This is a genomic window from Pleionea mediterranea (assembly GCF_003148745.1).
GTDB classification, from domain to species: Bacteria; Pseudomonadota; Gammaproteobacteria; order Enterobacterales; family Kangiellaceae; genus Pleionea; species Pleionea mediterranea.
The window spans coordinates 153773-174558 of the sequence record NZ_QGGU01000002.1; the positions used below are offsets into that span (position 1 = coordinate 153773).

The following is a 20786-nucleotide window of genomic DNA, read 5'->3' on the forward strand; positions in this document are numbered from 1 at the left end:
TAGAAGAGATCAAAGTATACTGATTAGGGTTTCATTTGTTTGAGATAGCTTCTATATATTTTGAACGGTGGTTTAAATAACCTCCGTCCGTTCAAACAATACTATTAATTATAAAAAAATTTATTTGTCAGGAGATTGTATTATGTCGCTACCGGCACAATATGATGTGTTACTCAGTGGCGAGCTGAGTCAGGAAAAAGCTGAGGTTGTTGCTGCACTGTCTAAGTTATTTAAAAAAAGTGAGCAGCAGATAGATGCATTGCTGAATAAAGCGCCGGTTGCCGTGAAAAAAAATGTTGAAGAAACCGTGGCGCAACAATATAAGCAAGCGATTGAAAAGCGTGGCGCTTTGGTGATCCTTGAGCAACAAAAAAATGCGCTGCATGACAGCTGGAGCCTTGAGCCTACCGACGAAGAAGCTGAAAAAAGTGTAACTGGAAAAGCGTCCTACGTTGCAAAGGATATTGAGTCAGATTTTCAAGCCGCTCCACAGCGGTCATCCGCATCCGTTTCCGATGAAGAACACGTCAGTGCCCATTCAGAGCATACGTCTTTACCCGATGAGTCTTTTGAGTCTGATAATGACGACATAGTCTCGAAAAAAGACGACCTAGAATCGAATAGTGACAGCATAAGTGCGGATAACGATCCTCATCATGAATCTGACGAAGCTGAGTCGTCAGGCTGGAAGTCAAAAATAAAAGGTTTGTTTAATAAAGACTAGAAGACTGCTCAAAAGTAGCGAGCGAAGGTGAGACAAGGCAGGTTCGAGAAAGCAGTGTTTACACACAGTAAAAAAATATTTTGAGTCGAAGTTTAACGCTGTATCATCACAGCCATTTTTGACATAGCTTCTAATACAATCTGAAGAAGTCAGATTACTCTAAAGATTCACATCTAAAGAACTTTCATAAAACAACTATCATATTGGCTAAAGCAGCATATTTTAAGTGCTGCTTTAGTTATCTGTTTTATTCCTGAGTTGCTTTTGTCGGGGCACTTTGTTGCTCCACCAGGTTAGCCAGTTGTTGATAACTGTAATTGGTTTGACCTTCCATTGAAAATTTAAATAAGGGCAACAGTGAACGCCAAAACAAACCTTTGGGTTTAACGGTGTTGTTCGACACAATAAGTGTTTTATCTTGTTGTTGCTTAAAGTGAATATCCACTTCGTTAACAAGCATTTCGTTTTCTAAGGTAAAGGAAAACTGCTTACCGGGTACAATGGTATTGACGGTTTCAAGCATTTCCATTTCTTCTCCGTTATGAATCATGACCAACTTCCACTGACTGCCCTCGGTCATTGGCGCGCCTTTCACTGGCTCAAACCGAATAAAACCGGGTAACCACTTGGCGGTATTACTCGGATCGCTAAAAACAGCGAAGGTTGTGTTTCGATCTGCATTGACCAAGGTTTCTGTTTGGTAATCAAATTCTTCTATAAAAGCACCAATGCTAAAGAAAATTAAAATCAGCGCCGTCAAAACCTGTATGGTTCGAATTATTTTTTTCATAAGTTACACTCGATATTATTATAATATTTTTTGTAAAAACGGTTGTTTACTAAGGTGTTTGTCCTCTTAGTTCAAATACCTTGTTAAACAGATAGTTTGATGTTGCTTTATCAGCCGGTACAGGCTCGGCAATGGTAAAACGAATTTTTGACCAGAATCTTCGCGGAATGGTCCCCATGGCAGGACCATCTTTGCGACTGAAAAAACTGCCCCACAAACCGCTTAATGCCATGGGAACAACCGGTACCGGTGTGCGCTGAATAATCTTATCAATACCGCCTCTAAACGGAAGCATATCACCGGTTGATGTAATTTTTCCTTCGGGGAATATACACACCACTTCCCCTTCCTCCAGATATTCGGCAACTTTATCAAACGCTTGATTCATTAGCTCGGGGTTTTCTTTAGCCGATGCTATGGGTATCGCCTTGGCAGTTCTAAAAATAAAGCTGAGAATCGGTGTTTTAAAAATCCGGTGATCCATAACAAAGCGAACCGGGCGACGACAACACCCAGCGATTATTAACGCGTCCATAAAGCTGACATGGTTGCAGACCAGAACACAGGCTCCCTCTTCAGGAATTTTATCCAGTCCTTTCAGTTTTATGCGGTAAAGGGTATTAACCATAATCCACACCAGAAAGCGCATAATAAATTCTGGTACCAGAGTAAAAATGTAAATTGCAACAATTACATTTAAAACGCCAGTGATTAAAATGATCTCTGGCACAGTGACATTGAAAGAAATTAATATCATCGCCATAGTGCCAGATAAAACCATGAAAAATGCATTTAGAATATTATTCCCGGCGATGACACGTGAAAGGTATTGACGATCACATCGCTGTTGGATCAAGGCGTATAACGGCACAATAAACAAGCCGCCAAATGCACCTATAAGACTGGCATCAATTAATACGCGCCAGTTGCTCCAGTGTTGCAAAAACTCTGATGCGGATAACTCAGGTAATGCGCCTGTTGCATGATTGGCAAAAAATAAATCTATACTAAACAGTGTCATTCCAAAGGCGCCTAAAGGCACCAATCCTATTTCAACTTTTCGACCAGACAATCGTTCACAAATAAGTGAGCCAATACCAATGCCTAATGAAAAGAAGGTCAGAAGCAACGTAGTAACACTTTCTTCTCCACCCAAGGTGTGTTTGGCGTATGTGGGTATTTGCGCCAGTATGGTGGCGCCAAAAAACCAGAACCATGAAATACCCAGTACCGACAGAAATACCGTTCGGTTTTTGGTCATAAATGAAAAGGTACGCCAAGTTTCAGTAACAGGGTTCCAGTTAATTGTCAGTTGAGGGGCAACGGCTTCTGCACTTGGAATACGTCGTGCACTTAAATAACCTGTAATAGCAATGGCAACAATAACTATGCAAACAATAGCGGGTCCAAAATTATCAATGGCAATTAAATTACCACCGACAATAGTGCCAATCAGTATGGCTAAAAAGGTCCCCATCTCAATTAAAGCATTACCGCCTACCAGCTCTTTTTCTTGTAGATACTGCGGAAGTATGCCGTATTTAATTGGGCCAAACAGAGTTGATTGAAGTCCCATCAAAAATAAAATAAGCAATAAAAATGGAATGCTTTGTAAATAAAAGCCAACACACGCCAGTAGCATAATGCCTATTTCTAATAGCTTTATTCGCCGAATGGCCAGAAACTTAGGGTATTTTTCTGCCAGTTGTCCACTGGTAGCAGAAAAGAGAAAGAAGGGTAAAATAAATATAATTGCCGATAGGTTTATCAGTAATCCTACATCTTCGGCAGCACCACTGGAGAGTTGATAGGCAAACAAAATAAATAAAGCATTTTTATAAACATTATCATTAAATGCGCCCAGTGCCTGGGTAATAAAAAAAGGTGAGAATCGTTTTTGTTTTAATAATTGAAACTGACTGCCAGACATAGCTTCTCCAAATAGCTAATGCGTAGTTAAATTATAAGACCTATGTAGAGGTTAATAGTTTTAGGATTTTTTTACCGCGCTTAAATCCACAGGCCAATCAAAAAAAGTTGCGCTGTTCAGTGTGGTAATTGCCGCAATAATTTCGTGATCAATATTGCGCGCTTCTGCTACTCGGCGGCAAACTTCTGGGAGATAGCAAGGTTCATTACGATTGGATTTGGCTTTAATGGTTTTCGGCATTAAAAAGGGCGCATCGGTTTCTATCATTAATCGATCATTCGGGATCAATTCGATAGCATCAAGCAGCGACTGATTTCGCCGGTCGTCACAAATCCAGCCAGTAATGCCTATGTACATATCCAGCTCAAGATAGGCTTGCAGTTGTTCTTCGTCGCCAGTAAAGCAGTGCAATAACATTTTATTCAGCTTGGCTTTGTACTGGTGCAATATGCTGACCATTTCGTTATGGGCATCGCGTTCGTGCAGGTAAACCGGTAATTGATGTTTGCAGGCCAGCTCAAGCTGGGTGGTAAATACATTTATTTGTTGATTGGGCTCAGAATAATTACGGTTAAAGTCGAGGCCGCATTCACCAACGGCAACCACAAAAGGGGATGCGTAGAGAGACTCCATCATCTGCCATTTTTCATCGTCCATTTCCTTGGCATCGTGTGGGTGGCAGCCGACGGTACAGCGCAAATGCATCGGATATTTTTCGCAAAGTTCAACGGCGCGTTTGGAGTGATCAAGATCGGTACCTGCCAGCACCATACGAGACACGCCCGCATCTATGGCGCGTTGTATAACTTCATCACTGTCTTTGCTAAATCGGCTGTTGGTCAGGTTGACGCAAATATCCGTCCAGATATTCATGCAGGAGTCCCCTGTTTTATTATTGTGGTGCAACGCTGCACTGGCGCAACAAATATTCGCCCTGTCTGCAGCTCTATATCCATTAAGCAGTAGCTCACTGCTATTGAAGCACTGCCCAGTCCATGCTGCAAGTAAAAACTCGGTATTGAGTAGGCTCAGTTAGCTATTGCTGCAGTAGAGTGGAATTTGCGCATGATTGCCCTGCCAGTGGCTGATGTCGTAATGCAGGTAATCACCATCGTCTGACCATTGGTGCAGGCCGTTATTGGTAAGAGCTTTAAAATGCAGTGATGGACTGACGAGCTGATACTGGTCACTTTGCTGCAGGTGGGTAAGGTAAAGACTGGTTAGCTTGTTTGATTGACTCGAAAGCGTCGCTTTAAAACGCACAGTCACCGGATAAGGGCAGCGATTGATAAAGGAGATGCTATTGGTTAATAGAGAATCGCTATCCGGCAAGGATGTTGATTGAATGTATTGATGATGAGCAAATGGGTAGCTCGCCGCCATAGCAATTTTATCCAGTGCAGATAGCTTTAGTGTGGGCTCCAAATCGTGCGATCGGTCTTCGAGCCATTTTGCCTCGGTGGGGTAATTCATAATAGAGTGATCATCATAGGGGAACCACCAGCTGGTGTGCGCATCAAGCGGACGATTGACAGACTCACAACGAGATTTGGCATCGCTTACTTCGTCGCTTAAACGTTGCTGACAACTGACTTGTTGTTGCTTCAGCCAGTGATTACCGTAAGGCCAGTGTGGGTGGCGGTACTCGTGTTCGAAACCCAGTACATGACCAAGTTCGTGCAGCGCAATACGGTTTTTGTAATCATCAGAAAGGTGACTGGAAGCCAAACTATTGAGATACATGGTGGCTGTATTGTCATGGATATCGCTGTGAGCACCAAAACGGGTGCCATCGTAACGGCTAAAGGAAATACGTAGGTGACTGCCATTGTCTGGTTTTTGCCGAGTAAATCGAAAGGAAATATTGCCAAACCGGCTCCAGGTTGTCGCCGCACGCTTAACAATATGTTGCATGTCAGGTGTGCCGTCGAGAAACCACACGGTGAGTGTTGAGCCATTGGGCCATCGTTTGTCTGGCGTTATCACCGCTGCTGACAGGGGCAGAAAACAGGCGGTGATAATAAGAAAAAGCAACTTGCGCATTAACAGCCGATTTATTGGGTAATGAAACGAATTAACGTAGAATATACCATTCTTTTTTAAACTGTGAGATTGAACCATGCAACAAACGCCTGTCATTGCGCCATCCATATTATCTGCTGACTTCGCCAGACTGGGTGAAGAAGTTGAAACTGTCCTTGCCGCCGGTGCTGACTGGGTGCACTTTGATGTGATGGACAATCACTACGTACCCAATTTAACCATTGGCCCCATGGTGTGCCAGGCATTGCGTGATTACGGTATCAAGGCGCCCATCGATGTGCATCTGATGGTAAAGCCAGTGGACAGAATTATTCCTGACTTTGCCAAAGCAGGTGCCAGTTATATCTCTTTTCACCCGGAAGCTTCGGAACATGTGGATCGCACCATTCAGTTGATCCACGATAATGGATGTAAAGCGGGTCTGGTTTTAAATCCGGCGACCTCATTAAATCATCTTGAGTATGTGCTCGATAAACTGGATATGGTGTTGCTGATGTCGGTGAATCCCGGTTTTGGTGGGCAATCGTTTATTCCGCATACGCTGGATAAATTGCGCCAGGTACGCGCGCTTATTGATCAATCGGGGCGTGATATTCGATTAGAAATTGATGGCGGCGTTAAAGCCGATAACATTGCCGATATCGCTGCCGCCGGTGCCGATACTTTTGTTGCGGGTTCCGCTATTTTTAACGCCGATGATTATCAGTCAACCATCCAAACCATGCGCTCAGAAATTGCAAAATCGCAAACTGCATAATTACAAAACGCATCGTTACAAGTTGGATAATTACAAGTTCGATAGTTATATTGGATAGCTTCAAACCATATAGTTAAGCTTTTATAAGCCACATGCAATTGACAAGCAAACGAACAACACGTCAATTGCATCGGTTGCTGCCCGTCTGAGCGTGAGATAGCCATGTTGTTGATGATCGACAATTACGATTCGTTTACTTTTAATCTGGTGCAATATTTCCAGCAGTTAAAGGCCGAGATAAAAGTAGTACGAAACGATCAAGCATCGCTGCAACAAATTGAGCAATGGGCGCCGGAAAAAATTGTGATTTCACCCGGCCCCTGCAGTCCCGATCAAGCGGGTATTTCTTTATCGGTGATCGGTGAGTTTGCCGGAAAAATCCCTATACTCGGCGTTTGTTTGGGGCATCAGGCCATTGCCCAACATTATGGTGCTTCGATTGTCCGTGCTGATGAAGTGATGCACGGTAAAACATCCGATATCCACCACACATCAACGGGCGTTTTTCGTGGTTTAAGCAATCCATTCAAAGCCACACGTTATCACTCACTGGTGATTGATAACGATACACTGCCAGATTGCTTTGATGTCACCGCTTGGAGTATTTGCCAGCAAACAGGCGACAGAAATTTAAATAAAAACAATAAACATCAAACCTATATTATGGGCATCAAACATAAAACGCTGCAGCTTGAAGGCGTACAGTTTCACCCTGAATCGATATTAAGTGAGCATGGACACCAGTTGTTGCAGAATTTTTTGGGGTATTAAGGATTTGTTGTCACGCTTTAAATATAAGCGCATGTTTGTAGTGTTAGTAGGGTGCGCATTTTGCGCACCACTAGCAACTACCATCGTTTCTTTCGCGTCCAAAGCCAAATGCCACTAATCGCCATCAGTAAAAATAAAATCGCGGCGGCATCCATAACCCAGGGGCCTAAAGGGCTAAACAGTCGGCCTTTGTGAATGTCGATTAATACCCGCTCCCAATTTAATGCCTGCCCACGAATGTTTTGTTGTAATGTTTGCCAATGTGACTCTGGCAGTTTAACGTTGGTTATCCATTCAGGGGCTTTAAAAAAGTTAATACTATTAAAACTATCAAAGTTCTCAGAAGCCGCAAACATTCCGCGATTGGTTCCTATAATGAGCTGCTCCCCTTCTACGGCTATTCCGTTTACGGTACCAATTTTTTCTTTAGGAAGAGATTTCTGATCAATTAACTCTCCGTTCAGAGTAAATAAGAACAGTGAACTGGATGTTACTGCCACAATAAAATTATTTAAAGCTGCAGCTCCTTTTAAGCCGCTAATATTATTGTTCGAAACCTGATGATTAAAGTATAAAGAACCTTCTGAGGCAGTAATGTAATCTGCTCCTACGACAAAGCTGTTGTAATCCTGTGGTGGCTTAATATTATATTGGTTGAGCAGCCATTCATTTTTCACATAAGATTTCGATAAACCGAGTGATTCAGCATTGTTTAAAATCAGTTCGGTAAGCGTCAATATAACCAGTAAAAAAACGCAGATAATTGCGATCAAACGATAGAGGGGACTTAATAACCTTTTCGTTTCAGGATGTTGTTCTTGCGGATTTTTTTTCATTTAAGATCCTTGTTGCTTATTATTCGAAACCAAGAAGTATTAGGAACATGGTATTTTGAGTATAAAGCAATTGAGAACTATATTATTAATCGAGTTGATGAGTGGTGTTGGGAGGTGCTGAATCCTGATGAACTTTTTTATGAGAAAACATGGAATATAATTTTTTTCCCGAAGCTTTTAAAGGATTCCAATATAAACCGGTCAGTGTGTCGTGCTCGGTAAAGTTTTTCCCGACACCAAAACGTATACGCCCACAGCCATGAGCAAGCACTAATGTTCCGGCCATTCGATCCCAAATCGCCAGTGCTGATCCCAGGTTGCGATCAAAATGTTTGGGGTTGTCACTGTGATGGATCTGGTGTTGCGCCGGACTGATAAACCAGTGTTCCCATCGTTTTCCCCAGGATAACCAGATATGTGAATGACGTAAGTTTGAACCCATCACATTAAAAACAAAAACAAAAATATTGGCTCCGGCAAGTTCAATAACCGACAGTTGTGTGCCAAATAAATAAAAGCCAATTCCAACCGCAACGCCCTGAGCGACCGCCAGCCGACAGGCAAACAGATAGTTTTCAATGGGGTGAGATCGATAAATGGTTAGTGGGGTAAGCACTTTTGCCGAATGGTGGACTTTGTGGATCTCCCAGAGAAACGGAACTTTGTGCAATAAAAAATGCAATATAAATCGCGACAGATCATCCAGAACAAACAGCAGCACAGTAAAGCTGCTCATTACGATCCATGTTGTTTCCGATATGGGGACAATTGGGCCAAACGCCCACTCAAGCACTTCGGTAAGCGCCAGAGCAATGGGCACCATGGTTAAAATTACCGGGGCCAGCAAAACTCCGCGTATGATTCTGTTGACCACCAATAAAACATAATCCTGACGCGCCGATGGTGCCCACCAAATTTTTCGGGGAAACAGAAACTTTATAAATCCGCGAAAGGAAGATGATTCTTTTCGAAGCAGGTAAACCACCAGAGCCAGTACTAATGCGCCTATCAGGTAGAGGGCAAAAATACGCTGACCTGCGTCAAATAGATATTGACTCAGCTCATAAAGGCTATTGCTCAAAGGTTCAAATATTGACATGGTGACTCAAGTGGCGATTAAAGCTCATGGTTAGTTTAATACCAGCTCGCTCTATTCGCCACATTTGTATTTTGCAAAGTATAAATAATGCGTTACCAGCGGTATTTATAGCCCATAAACCATTGTTGTGGTTTATTCGGTCTTGCGCCATAGGGGCGTCGGCTGACTATGGTCTTTTCATCGAACACATTGTCCAGCTTAAAATAAAGACTGCCGGAATTGATAAAATCATAGGCTGCAGAAATATCGGTGATCCACATAGGTTCGGTACTAACGCCAGACAATGTCACACCATCGCCTGCGGCTTCATAGAGTTCACTGGTATAGCGTGCCAGTAGATTGATGCGCCATTGATTGGCTTCCATTCCGGCAGTGAGTGTGAGCTGATTTTCCGGCATATACGGAATCGGATCGCCGGCGTCTACTTCACCCCACATGGCATAATCGGAGTTAAAGGCTTCTTCAAACTCTGCATTATTATAGGTGTAAATTACCGAGAACGGCATATCGAAGTCTGAGCTGATCGATAGACGATCAGAATAACTTAACTCAACGCCACTGACTTTAGCGTTGCCTGAGTTGAACTCTTGATCAAGGATGTTAATACAATTGGATGCAGTTGAGGCGGTGCAGCTTTCTTTCAGGTTTTCGAAATCGCTGAGGAAACCGACGATTTCAAAGCGGGTGCCATTATTAGCGAAACGATAGCCCAGTTCTGTATTAACACTTTCTTCAATAGCTATTTCAGGAGACTGTTGTGGACTGGTTGGAATAAAGCCACGATGAACGCCGGCAAACACGCCCGAGTTGTTATCGATGGAGTAGAAAGTACTGACGCCGGGCAGCCATACTTCGGTGGTTTTCTTTAACCAGTCGAGTTCCTTACCTTCCAGATTATTCTGGTAATAGCTGTCAATTAATTCACCACGAACACCCAGAGTCAGCTCCCATTGATCCCAGGCCAGTGTGTCCTGCAAATACAATGACCAGGCTTCGGCGCGTTCGGTATTGGCCGTCGTCAACTGCACCGGGTTGCCAGTGCTCACCAGGTTACCGGATACCATGTTAAAGCTTTGCTCGGTATGAAAGCGCTGAATTTCGTCTTCATGAAAGCGTACACCCACTTTAAAATGATGTTCCCATCCCCAGAGGTCACTTTGCCAGCTCGCATCCGATTGAATACCTTGCGAATAAAATTCGCGATCGTTGGTGCCAATTAATAATTGTTCGTAACTTTCTTCACTGTCTCTCTGTCCTGATAACACTTCATAATAAATGGCGTTGAAGCTATCGGTTGGCGATTGAAGAATTTGTTGTAATGAACGTCTTGTTGCCGGATTTTTTTGGTTATTGAAATTATTCAGTTTGCGCCAGGCGCGTTCAAAGTTATTGCGATAAACCCTTGTAATCACATCAAAGCTATCACCGGATAAAAAATGATTTACTTGAAACTGATTATGCGTCCAGTCCATTTGACCTAATTGAGAGGCGGCGTAACGTCGATAGGGATTGGCTGCAAAATCTTGATCGGTTAATCCGAGATAGGTTTCATCGGACAGCTCATCGCTGTAGCCCAATTTAATTTCGATAACTTGGTTGTAGTCGTGAGAATCAAGGTTATAGCGAAGCTTGCCAATAAAATCGTTTTTGCTGAATCCAGTACCTTTCGAATAATCACCACCACCATCAAGTTGTTTGAAACCATCGCTGTTTACGGTTAACCCTTCGAGTAATACACCGAAGTTTCCACTGGACTCGTTTATGTAGGCGTGGCCTTTTTGATAACCGTCGGCACCGACGGCAACATCAACCATGCCTTCGTCGTAGGCGCTAACCTGACGGGTTTGTAAGTTTAATGTACCTGCTACTGTATTCGGCCCATATAAAATAGCCGCAGGCCCTTTAAAAACTTCGACATTACTTAGTCGACTCACCATGGGAAAATAATAGGCGGCTGGTGCCGAATAAGGCGCAGGGCCAATTAAGATACCGTCTTCTAAAATATTGATTTTTTTACTTCGTTCGGGCGTTACACCACGAAAGCCAATGTTTGGTCGTAAGCCAAAGCCGTCTTCCTCACGAATGTTGACACCGGGAACTTGCGCTAAAATTTGATGTATATCGTCGTACTCAAATTTTTCCAGTTGTTGTTCGTCAATCACTGTTGCCGATCCGGCTTCGGTATTTAACCCTTTGGCTTTGCCGACAATCAGCATTCGTTCACTGTATTTGTCTGATTTTTTTTCGTCGCCTTTTTGCTCTTGCGACAGACCCGTTGTTGCTATTACTACCACAGCGGTAAGTAAACTTGTGCGAGAGAAAGTTGTGTTCGTTTTTATCATAAATTTGACCGGTTAAGGCACCCTAAATAAAACGTTAAATAAGATTGTTTTGCGCAATAATTATTTGCAGTGTTGAGCTTTTAATCGTTATCACCCGCCGATGTTGCTGGCAATTCTAGCGCTAACTGATTAATAAAATCGGTTTTCAGCTGATCGGTAATGGCTTTTACTTTACGATGTGTTTCACGAACCTGAGCATCGTTATTTTGAAGCGTCAAAGACAAGTTTTGCTGATAGGCTTCGACGTCTGCAATGGCTGCATCTATCGCTGTTCGCATATTGTTGGCTGTCATAGTCGCGCCTTCTTCAATCAGGTAATCATCAAAGCCGGTGGTGTCTTCTGAGTTGTTGACTTCGCCGGTGAATAAGCTTTTTAAACTGATCAGGTTGTTGCGGATATGCTCAAGAGATTGATAGGCAAATTGTGATTCAAGATCTTGTGGGCAAAGTGACTGCTGACAATCGTTTTCAAACAGCCCAAGTGGAACGCCCAGTTTGCCATCTTTAGTGACGCTGTCGATATAAAACATAGCGTCTGATACGCGATTAACCGCTTCGTGCGCATTGGCAAAGTCACTGCCCGGCTCATTGGCGGCGTTCAACAATGAGGCGGCATAACCATTGGCGCCATCCCATGCATTGAGTAATATTTGTGAACTTTGGCCAATGTCGCTGGCAACTTCTGTCGCAAATTCACAGCGTTGTTGTCTGCGTTCTGCACTGGTTAAATTATCCCAGCCATCAGGGGCGGTTGTTGAAGAGCAGGAGTGTTCAAGGTTTTCATTAAATAACAGATATTCCAGAGCATCGAGGCCGCGACGGGTAGCAACCCGGTTGGCAATGTTGTAGGGCTCGCCGTTAATGCTTCCTTGATTAAAGTAAACAACATCTTGATCCACGGCGCAGGTACTGGTGACGGGCCAGGAATAAATCTGATTGCGTAACAGGCTCTGATTTTCAATTAACGGCCCCAGTTGCATCACTTCTATTTTTTGCCATTGTTCCATGGAGTTGTGCCAGGATTGTTGTGCCGCCGCTAATTCATTATCGCGTTCTGCCGCAGTGGCTGAACCATTATTAAATGACGTTTCTACGCTGCAGTATTGATCAACGGCCAGGTGAAGTTGGTTGGCGAGCGTTTCAAAATTTAAATAGGCTGGCGTAATTACATTATTGGTCAGATTCGACAAAAGTGCGGTTTCATTGAATGTTGTTGTTCCGCCATTGTTGCCACCTCCGGAATTGAAATCTTCACCGGCAGTACTTTGTACACTATCACTGCAGGCACTGAGTATTAGTGCTGATGAAACAGCAACGGTAATCGATTGTAAAAACTTGCTTGTATTCATTTTTGATGCGATCCAATTAGCTAAAACTTTGAAAAAACGACCCATTATCAACACGCAAAAAGGCTAAGTGTTACCACTTAACCTTTTTGCGTTCATCTGTGGCTTTCCGTTAGAAAGCTCAAACGAGATTTACCAGTTAGCAACGTGCTCGCTATCAAAACCATAAGCGGCTTCTAAAATATCTCTCGCTTGTAGCAAGTCGGCTTTGTATTGTTCTAAATCCGCTTCGGGACTTACAACAGGAGCGTCTTGCATCAGAGTGTGTAGCAATGCGTAGTCTTGATCGGTTAATGGTGAGAACCGGTTAAACTGAAGGTTAAGCGCAAAGCCTTTCATTTCTGACCAGTGTTTTGCCAGATCATCGTAGTTGAAGTCTGCTGTTTCTAAAGCATTTAAGTCTGCCAGTGTGTCATTGATGTAATGAACCACAGTTGCAGAAATCGATTTTTCCCAGTACTCAACCACAATGTCTCGTTGTGCAAGTAGATCATTCATTTGCGCATCGGTCAGTTCGCTACCAATGTTGTCGTTAATGATCTTACGGCCTGCTAACAGTGCATTGAAAGCGGTTGTGGAATAGTCGGTTGGGCTGGTGTGTGATGCGGTACCGCGATCACGTTTCGCAGCGTTGACCGAGTTACCAAAGTTAACTTCTGATAGCAGATCAAACAATCCATCATTGTTGCTGTCATGGCGTCCTGAACTGTATGCATCACGACCGCCTTTGCCGGCAATTTCATCGTCAGTGTATTCAAGATAGTCACGAGCGGCACCAAAGTAACCGTAACCTTCATCCCACTGATGTTCCAGAGTTGTGTAGTCTTTGTCTGCCGGAATGTTGGTGGTTCTTAGGCCTTTGCTGTCAGTATCATTGTCCAGGTAATCATCAACACCTTGCGAAAAGGCAACGGCGCCCAGTAAAAACTTCTGGATCAACTGTTTTAAATCACGGCCATCTTCGGTCAGGTAAATTTTGGTGATTGGGTTGCCATTGAAGTCATTGCGGGTATTACCGTTGATGTAAACTTCGGCATTATCGGCAAGCATACCAAAGAAGATTTGAACCAGACCGTGTGGTGTGGTTGAACCCTTAGCACCCCAACCTTCAAACTCGCCATTGTTCCAGTCTTTATGTTGACCGAGTGCATCATTACCGGCAATTTTACCGTTCAAGTCTTTACTTGAGTTAGATAATTGACGCAAGTTGCTTTGCTCAGACGCTTCAATAAAATCAACCGCAAAGGTATCGGCAATAAGATCATACTCTTCATCTGAAATTTGATAGAAAGAGTTTAGCTTGTCCATTACTGCCTGGCGGGTGGTTAATGCGCCCGTTTCCAGATCAGTCTGAAGTTCACCACCGATGTACTGATTTAATTCGGCAATTAGCACATGACGTGTGATCTGACCCGAGTAAGAAACAGAAGAAACGTTATCGTTATTGAAGAACTTATAGGTATCCAATAAATCATTAACGGCGATTGAAACAGTTTTGCTAAAGCTGGCGCCACTGTTGTCCGTTACAGTCAAACTAACGTCTACATCGGTTGTTTTCTCAAAGTTTAAAGCAACATCGTCTTTAAGTTTTAGAGAGGAGCCAGAAATTTCAAAGTCTTCATGGCTGGTTGTAAAAGTAAAGGTATCGTTGGCATTAACATCCACGGCTGAAAGGGTGCCAATGGTTGCGCCTGCACTGTTTTCGTCAACTGAAGTAGCTGAAAGCTGAATATCGGTAGGAGCACTGTTGCCTTCACTGGAAGAGCCACCGCATCCGGTTAAAACAAATAGACTTGCCGCCACTGCAGAAGCGACTAATTGCTTGCTATTTAGGTGTTTCATTACGAGTTCCTGGTTAATTTATATTCTAGTTGAGCTGTGGATGCGAATAATAGATCAGTTGCAAATGAAAATCAATCTTATTAGCATTTGTGTTAAGGGCTTCTGATTATCGGGATGGCTCGTGTCTGCATTGGGAGTTTATCTGTAATAAATCACATCAAAATCAATAGGATATATTAACCAGGAGATTCAGTTTAGATATTAAATAGGCTCGCTCAATCCATTAACTATTTAGTTATTATTCGTAGCTATATCTCGTAATTATATGAATTAGTGATGGAGTTAAAGGTTGCTGGTATGTATTTGGAGCTCTTTGTAAGTGGAATGATCAGGGACAGATAATAAAGTTGAATATTATCGAGTTCAGATAGGTAGTATTGGAAAGTGGTGAATGGAGTGGCGTAACCGGTAGATATTTGGCGCTCGCTTAGCGAGCACCAAAGATCACCATGGTTTTACCTTTCACATGAATATGACCTTGCTCTTCGAGCACTTTTAATACTCGGCCAACCATTTCACGGGAACAGCCAACAATGCGTCCGAGTTCCTGACGGGTAATTTTAATTTGCATGCCGTCCGGGTGGGTCATGGCATCGGGTTCTTTGCATAAGTCGAGTAACGTGCGCGCAACTCGGCCAGTCACATCCATAAATGCCAGGTCGCCAACTTTCTGGCTGGTATTACGTAATCGTAATGCCATTTGACCGGAGAGACGCATCAGGATTTCAGGATTTTCTGCCGCCAGTTGCTGAAATTTAGGGTAGCCCACTTCAGCTATTTCGCTTTCAGCTTTGGCTTTAACCCAGGCACTACGAACATCCTGGCCGTCGAATAACCCCATTTCACCGAAGAAATCGCCAGCATTTAAATAGGCCAGTACTAACTCGCGACCATCGTTGTCTTCAATGACAACACTGACTGAACCTTCAAGAATAAAGTAAAGGGATTCGGACTTGTCGCCCTGATAAATGATGGTGCTTTTGGCAGGGTAACGTCTCCTATGGCAGTGAGAAATAAACCACTCCATAGTTTCATCTTTGGCAATAAATCGGGGTAGTGACATACAAAATGCCTTTTCTTTGAATTGTCAGTTGTTCGAACAAGCTGTATTAACTTTAGCATAAAGTTGATATTCGGGTGTAGATATAATTAAATCAACAGCTTACCTAACTGTATTAAATATCTGTATTGGAGATGCGAAGTGAAGGCAAAAGTAGAGTGGCAGGGTAATTTAAATTTTTTAGGGCACAGTGACTCGGGCCGTCAGTTAGCACTCAGTGGTGATGGCGAGCATCTATCACCCATGGAGGTTGTGTTGCAGGCCGTTGGTGGGTGTTCATCAATCGATGTGGTGATGATTTTGCAAAAAGCACGGCAAGATGTCACCGACTGCTATTGCGAACTGGAAGCGGAACGAGCGGAAACGGATCCAAAAGTGTTTACCCGAATTAAGGCGCATTACGTGATCAGTGGCAATAACTTATCAGAAAAGCAGGTAAAACGGGCGTGTGATCTGTCTATGGAGAAGTACTGCTCTGTGTCTTTAATGCTTAAAGGCAATGTTGATATTGAGCACAGTTTTGAAATACGAGACAGTGCGTCTTAAAATTGAATGCAAATGTATGCATTCTGTATATGCATGTAAATAGCTCCAAGGGCTTTTAATGAAAATGTTAGCTCAGTGCGGATAAATAGGCATATGACTGTTGAAAATCAATTGTTGACAATGTGTATTCAATTGAATACACTTGTTTTCAAGCAAGCTTGCAAAAAAGACGGAGTCATACAATGACGGGCCGAACGGTTCCATTAAGTGTCCGTGTGTCTCATGACGATGCTGATTTTTTAGCGTCGTTGGAAATAGAAGGCGCCGAGTCACCCAGTGAAAAACTACGCGCTTTGATCACTGAAGCGCGGCGGAGGCAAGATTCTGTAGGCGGTTTTTCGGAAGCTCAGTTGGAGCTTCGGCGATTAATTCAGCCATTGATTGAGAAAGTGCAGGATTTTGAAGCCAACAACGAAGAGTATTCTCAGCTACTGCATTTGGGGCTGGAATGGATCCCTGAAGCAATGGCTGAACTGGTTGCTCAACGCTTTAAGCTGACTGGTGAAGCGGAATCTGAGCAAATGCAGCAACTGGAACGTCGAGTCACAGACAGAGTGTTTCGGTTAATCGAAGGATTTTTACGCTTGGCAGTGACACAGGACTGCGAAGGTTATGATCCTCAAGTCGTGCAAAAACGGCTACCAAAAATTCGCCAACTCATTGAGCTGATGCGAATTATGGAGCAAAACACGCCGACCTGAGGATAGCGCAATAACAGTGTTGCGTACCAAAAAGGGAGGAGTGTTTTATGGTGGGTTTAGTCGTTTTTGTCTTATCGTTACTGGTGTTCCCAGAGCAAGCTACCGATATCTGTGCAGTTGCGGCGGTTATTTATTCGTTATTTCAAGGCGGTTCTTTTCTGGTTTCCTGGCACCTGGGGAAAAATAACAAAACCATTCGGAATTATCGTCGGGCGCTTTAAGCGCTCGTTATCGCGCCTAAAATCAAACTTCAGTCTATTATTCTGAATAACCTATCCTACAATTTAATAAATCAAGCACGGAATAAATCGACACAGTGTGGTTTTAGTCGCTTTCACTAATAAGCATCTTGCACAAAGTGTTATACGGTCAATGACACGCTAAAAATGATAGTGCCATCTGACATAAACAAATTACGAAGGAGAATCTTAATGAGTCAATCAAACAAAAAACTGTATCTGGGCATTAAAGGTTCCGTTGTTTGTCTGGAGCAAAAAACGGGCGAGGTTATCTGGTCGAAACATTTAAAGTCCAGCTCTGCGATCACCAACATCTATATTGAAGACAATTTTATTTTTGCCTACTCAGGCGGTCATTTATTTTGTTTAACGACCGATAGGGGTGACATCGTTTGGGAAAATAAATTAAAGGGAATGGGGTATGGCAGCTGTATTATTGCCAGTGACTCACAGGCGGCGTCGGTAATTGCTGCCAACCAGGCTCAAGCTGCCTCAGCGGGTGCGGTTGCCGCTTCAGTTGCTGCCACCAGTGTGGCTACTTAGTAATTTAAAAGAAAAGGATAAAATAATAAGAGTTCGGTCAGGCCGATAGTCAGCACTGCGTTAGACAATAGTGTGAGTGATAACTATTTGATAGAAAACTGTTTGAGCGGATAACTGTATTCTCAAATAACTGTATTCTCGACAACTGAATTCTCGATAATAGAACTAGCGCGAGAATAAACAAGCGAACTAGAGATAATAAACGGTTTTGGTCATCACTTTTGACATTAAGCTCATGGCGCTTTTTACGGTATCGGGTAACTCAGTGCCTCCCGCTTCTAAGGCTGCGGTTGCGTGCTCTTGTTCATCGGTTTTCATTACCGATAATATTTCACGTGAACGTTGATCTTCTTTGGGGAGTTGATGCAAGTGCTTATCGAGATGTTTAACCACTTGTCGCTCGGTCTCGGCAACGAAACCCAAACTCCAGCGGTCACCCGCAAGTCCTGCCAGAGCTCCTAAACTAAAGGAGCCTGCGTACCAAAGCGGATTTAAAAAGCTGGTATGGGTATTGAGCTCATCGAGACGTTGATGGCACCAGTGCAGATGATCGTTTTCTTCTTTCGCTGACTGTTCCATTTTTTCTCTAACTTCGGGAAGTTTGGCGGTAATGGCCTGACCCTGATATAACGCCTGTGCACAGACTTCGCCGCAATGGTTGATCCGCATCATACCAGCAACACGGCGTTGCTCATCGGCGCTAAGGTTGGTGGGCTCGATGTTCGCAGCCGGTGATGGGCGGTTGGTGGTTTGGTAGCCACCAGCCAGAGTTCTCAGTGCATTATCAGCACTGGCGCATAGAGAATCGATAAAACTTAGTTTTCGCATACAGTATTCTTTGGGCATTTACATCGAATTTGGTAGTCTTACACAATTATAATAGAGCCTGTGTATCTTTGGGGATTAATTTTGCTGCTCTGCCATTTTTCAACAAATACAAATTGTGCAGCAAATATGTCGATGTTGTCCAGCGGGTTCGTTTAAGCAGTTATCAGGTAGTATATTCAATGAATGGAAAAAGCGATCGTCACGATCTGGAAATTCTAATTAAGTCACGCAATCCGATTATCGGCATTGAAACGCACGAAGAAAATCGTGCTGTTAATCTTTTATCAGAAATCGCCCGCGATTTTAATAAGCCTTTATTCACCTGGGACGTGGTGGATGGGTTAAAGCGTTCCGAGTTGCTGGATGATTTTGATGCACTGACCGAAACACAAACGCCAGAGCATATGTTAAAACATATTATTTCAGTGCCGCGGCCTTCTATTTATGCGTTGTGCGATTTTCATCCCTACATTGAGGATGCCCCACAAGTTGTACGACTGCTAAAAGAAGTGGTATTGAAACAGGCTGAACTGGGCCACACCATTGTCTTTATTTCTCATCAGCTGTCGATCCCGGAAGAAATCAAACGCTTTGTATCGAGGTTTGATATGGCGCTACCAGGCAAAGAACAGCTGGACGCATTGATCCGCAAAGAAGCCAAAGTATGGTCACAACGTAATGGTCAGAAAGTCAGAACTGACAGTCGTACTTTGCAAAGATTGATTAATAATTTACAAGGTTTAACCTTATCCGATGCCAAGCGTTTGATCCGAAATGTGATCAACGATGATGGTGCAATTACCGAAGACGAGCTGCCTGCGATCAATAAAGCAAAGTTTGAACTGTTAAATATGGAAGGCGTGCTGAGTTTTGAGTACGAAACGTCTAAGTTTGCTGAAGTGGGTGGCTTGTATAATTTAAAGCGCTGGTTAAAACAACGGGAAGTTGTGTTTCATCGGCGGGATGAAATCGATCTTGATCCTCCGAAAGGGCTAATGTTGGTGGGTGTTCAAGGTGGCGGTAAAAGTTTGGCGGCTAAAGCGGTAGCGGGCATGTGGAGTGTGCCATTATTACGGCTCGACTTTGGCACTTTATACAATAAATATCACGGAGAAACTGAGCGCAATTTACGCGAAGCACTCAATATGGCCGAGCTTATGGCGCCTTGTGTGTTGTGGTTTGATGAAATAGAAAAAGGTATCTCGACACAAAACAATGACGGAGGTACTTCGCAACGAGTTTTAGGTACTCTGTTAACCTGGATGGCAGAAAATGATAAGCCAGTGTTTGTCGTATCAACTGCAAACGATATTTCACGGTTACCGCCAGAACTGATTCGTAAGGGACGTCTGGATGAAATATTTTTTGTCGATCTGCCCGATGTGAATTCTCGTAAAGAAATTTTTGCCATTCATCTGGAAAAACGAAAGTTAAATTCAGCACAGTTTGATCTTGAAAAGCTGGCATTGTCCTGTGAAGGCTTTACCGGTTCTGAAATTGAACAGGCGATAGTTTCTGGTTTGTATCACAGTTATGGCCAAGATAAAAAACTCACAACCGCTATCATTCTTGATGAAATTAAAAACACACGACCCTTGTCGGTTGTTATGGCTGAAAAGCTGAGTGAATTACGGCAGTGGGCGGCTGGTCGAACGATTTCTGCCAATTAACCGCTTAATCAGTCGAGTTAAAAAATATAACGACTATTACATATAATGAATACTCTATAATCTACTCTAAAGGGAGCGAGAAACATGAAGTTATTTTATTCCACGGCTTCGCCTTATGCGCGAACCACTCAGGTGGTTTTGCGTGAAGTTGGCTTATCGCCGGAAAAGCATGAAGTCGCAACGCACCCATTTAATAATGAGTCGGCATTTATTGCGGCAAATCCTCTGGCTAAAGTGCCTTGTCTGGTGCTTGACAATAACCAGTCCATTTACGACAGTGAAGTCATTGGCCAGTATCTGGATAAGACATTTAACGGGGGTAAGTTGTGGCAACTTTTGGCGGAAGACTGGTCATTAAGAACCGTTTATTCTCATGTGTCTGGCCTGCTCGATATATGCGTGGCTTTGCGACAGGAAAAAATGCGTGAAGAAGAAGGCAATCGATCCGAATTCTGGTGGGACCGATTTGTCGCTGGTTTAGACAGAGGTTTGATCGAGCTCAATAAAATGATCGCTGAATTTCCAGAATCATTTTCATTACTGCATATTAATACCATTTGTCTGCTCGATTATTTGTCCTTTCGGCACCCAGAAATAAACTGGCGTCAGCATCAATCGTTAGAAGATTTTTATCAGCGTTTTTCGGGACGGGAAAGTTTCTTAAGCACCCAACCAAAAGCATAATGAAGCAGTGGAAATAGAGCGACACTCTTTCTATT

The 20786-nt window shown here is 43.2% G+C and carries 20 protein-coding genes; 9 read left to right on the forward strand and 11 right to left on the reverse strand.

The window, feature by feature from the left end:
• Positions 1-142: 142 nt before the first annotated feature.
• Positions 143-724: a hypothetical protein gene (locus tag C8D97_RS02780; protein WP_109761817.1), complete on the forward strand. Its 582-nt coding sequence runs from the start codon at positions 143-145 to the stop codon at positions 722-724.
• A 247-nt stretch (positions 725-971) separates the two neighbouring features.
• Here the strand turns inward: C8D97_RS02780 and C8D97_RS02785 are convergent, their stop codons facing one another.
• The 4 genes from C8D97_RS02785 to C8D97_RS02800 all read right to left on the reverse strand — a co-directional run bounded on the left by C8D97_RS02785 (position 972) and on the right by C8D97_RS02800 (position 5565).
• Entirely contained in the window at positions 972-1514 is a 543-nt protein-coding gene (locus tag C8D97_RS02785) for an SRPBCC family protein (RefSeq protein ID WP_109761818.1), read from the reverse strand.
• Positions 1515-1563: 49 nt separating this feature from the next.
• Positions 1564-3444: an MFS transporter gene (locus tag C8D97_RS02790; RefSeq protein ID WP_109761819.1), complete on the reverse strand. Its 1881-nt coding sequence runs from the start codon at positions 3442-3444 to the stop codon at positions 1564-1566.
• Positions 3445-3504: 60 nt separating this feature from the next.
• On the reverse strand, positions 3505-4317 hold the full coding sequence (locus tag C8D97_RS02795) for a TatD family hydrolase (protein ID WP_109761820.1): 813 nt from the start codon (positions 4315-4317) through the stop codon (positions 3505-3507).
• Between the two features lie 159 nt (positions 4318-4476).
• Positions 4477-5565, reverse strand: coding sequence for a zinc metalloprotease (locus C8D97_RS02800; protein ID WP_109761821.1), 1089 nt, complete (start codon positions 5563-5565; stop codon positions 4477-4479).
• On the opposite strand from C8D97_RS02800, the gene rpe reads away from it, so the two are divergent.
• Complete coding sequence (gene rpe, locus C8D97_RS02805) at positions 5564-6244, forward strand: ribulose-phosphate 3-epimerase (protein WP_109761822.1); 681 nt, start codon at positions 5564-5566, stop codon at positions 6242-6244. The two genes, C8D97_RS02800 and rpe, sit on opposite strands and share 2 nt — an antisense overlap.
• Before the next feature lie 162 nt (positions 6245-6406).
• Positions 6407-7015 (forward strand): anthranilate synthase component II, encoded by a 609-nt coding sequence (locus tag C8D97_RS02810; RefSeq protein ID WP_109761823.1) that lies wholly within the window; start codon positions 6407-6409, stop codon positions 7013-7015.
• A 77-nt stretch (positions 7016-7092) separates the two neighbouring features.
• Here C8D97_RS02810 and C8D97_RS02815 read toward each other — a convergent pair whose 3' ends face one another.
• The 6 genes from C8D97_RS02815 to crp form a co-directional block, all read right to left on the reverse strand.
• Positions 7093-7851, reverse strand: coding sequence for a PepSY domain-containing protein (locus C8D97_RS02815; protein ID WP_109761824.1), 759 nt, complete (start codon positions 7849-7851; stop codon positions 7093-7095).
• An 85-nt stretch (positions 7852-7936) separates the two neighbouring features.
• A complete protein-coding gene (locus C8D97_RS02820) occupies positions 7937-8950 on the reverse strand; it encodes a sterol desaturase family protein (RefSeq protein WP_170115112.1) in 1014 nt (337 codons plus the stop codon).
• A gap of 92 nt (positions 8951-9042) precedes the next feature.
• Positions 9043-11292 carry a TonB-dependent receptor family protein gene (locus tag C8D97_RS02825; RefSeq protein WP_109761825.1) on the reverse strand — a complete coding sequence of 750 codons (2250 nt, stop codon included), beginning with the start codon at positions 11290-11292 and terminating at the stop codon, positions 9043-9045.
• A gap of 80 nt (positions 11293-11372) precedes the next feature.
• Complete coding sequence (locus C8D97_RS02830; protein ID WP_170115113.1) at positions 11373-12641, reverse strand: imelysin family protein; 1269 nt, start codon at positions 12639-12641, stop codon at positions 11373-11375.
• A gap of 129 nt (positions 12642-12770) precedes the next feature.
• Positions 12771-14480 (reverse strand): DUF4856 domain-containing protein, encoded by a 1710-nt coding sequence (locus C8D97_RS02835; protein WP_109761827.1) that lies wholly within the window; start codon positions 14478-14480, stop codon positions 12771-12773.
• 427 nt (positions 14481-14907) lie between these two features.
• On the reverse strand, positions 14908-15543 hold the full coding sequence (gene crp, locus C8D97_RS02840) for a cAMP-activated global transcriptional regulator CRP (RefSeq protein WP_109761828.1): 636 nt from the start codon (positions 15541-15543) through the stop codon (positions 14908-14910).
• Positions 15544-15681: 138 nt separating this feature from the next.
• Here crp and C8D97_RS02845 point away from each other — a divergent pair, with 138 nt between their 5' ends.
• From C8D97_RS02845 to C8D97_RS02855, 4 genes are all read left to right on the forward strand, one after another.
• Complete coding sequence (locus C8D97_RS02845) at positions 15682-16086, forward strand: OsmC family protein (RefSeq protein ID WP_109761829.1); 405 nt, start codon at positions 15682-15684, stop codon at positions 16084-16086.
• Between the two features lie 182 nt (positions 16087-16268).
• The gene (locus C8D97_RS02850) at positions 16269-16787 is read left to right on the forward strand and encodes a hypothetical protein (RefSeq protein WP_109761830.1); all 519 of its coding nucleotides are present in this window, start codon (positions 16269-16271) and stop codon (positions 16785-16787) included.
• Positions 16788-16834: 47 nt separating this feature from the next.
• Positions 16835-17008 (forward strand): hypothetical protein, encoded by a 174-nt coding sequence (locus tag C8D97_RS18085; RefSeq protein WP_170115114.1) that lies wholly within the window; start codon positions 16835-16837, stop codon positions 17006-17008.
• A gap of 210 nt (positions 17009-17218) precedes the next feature.
• Complete coding sequence (locus tag C8D97_RS02855; protein ID WP_109761831.1) at positions 17219-17569, forward strand: outer membrane protein assembly factor BamB family protein; 351 nt, start codon at positions 17219-17221, stop codon at positions 17567-17569.
• A gap of 189 nt (positions 17570-17758) precedes the next feature.
• Here C8D97_RS02855 and coq7 read toward each other — a convergent pair whose 3' ends face one another.
• Positions 17759-18397, reverse strand: coding sequence for a 2-polyprenyl-3-methyl-6-methoxy-1,4-benzoquinone monooxygenase (coq7, locus tag C8D97_RS02860; RefSeq protein WP_109761832.1), 639 nt, complete (start codon positions 18395-18397; stop codon positions 17759-17761).
• 179 nt (positions 18398-18576) lie between these two features.
• Here coq7 and C8D97_RS02865 point away from each other — a divergent pair, with 179 nt between their 5' ends.
• Both C8D97_RS02865 and C8D97_RS02870 read left to right on the forward strand, forming a co-directional pair.
• Positions 18577-20067, forward strand: coding sequence for an AAA family ATPase (locus C8D97_RS02865; RefSeq protein ID WP_109761833.1), 1491 nt, complete (start codon positions 18577-18579; stop codon positions 20065-20067).
• An 84-nt stretch (positions 20068-20151) separates the two neighbouring features.
• Positions 20152-20751 (forward strand): glutathione S-transferase family protein, encoded by a 600-nt coding sequence (locus C8D97_RS02870; RefSeq protein ID WP_109761834.1) that lies wholly within the window; start codon positions 20152-20154, stop codon positions 20749-20751.
• Positions 20752-20786 lie beyond the last annotated feature (35 nt).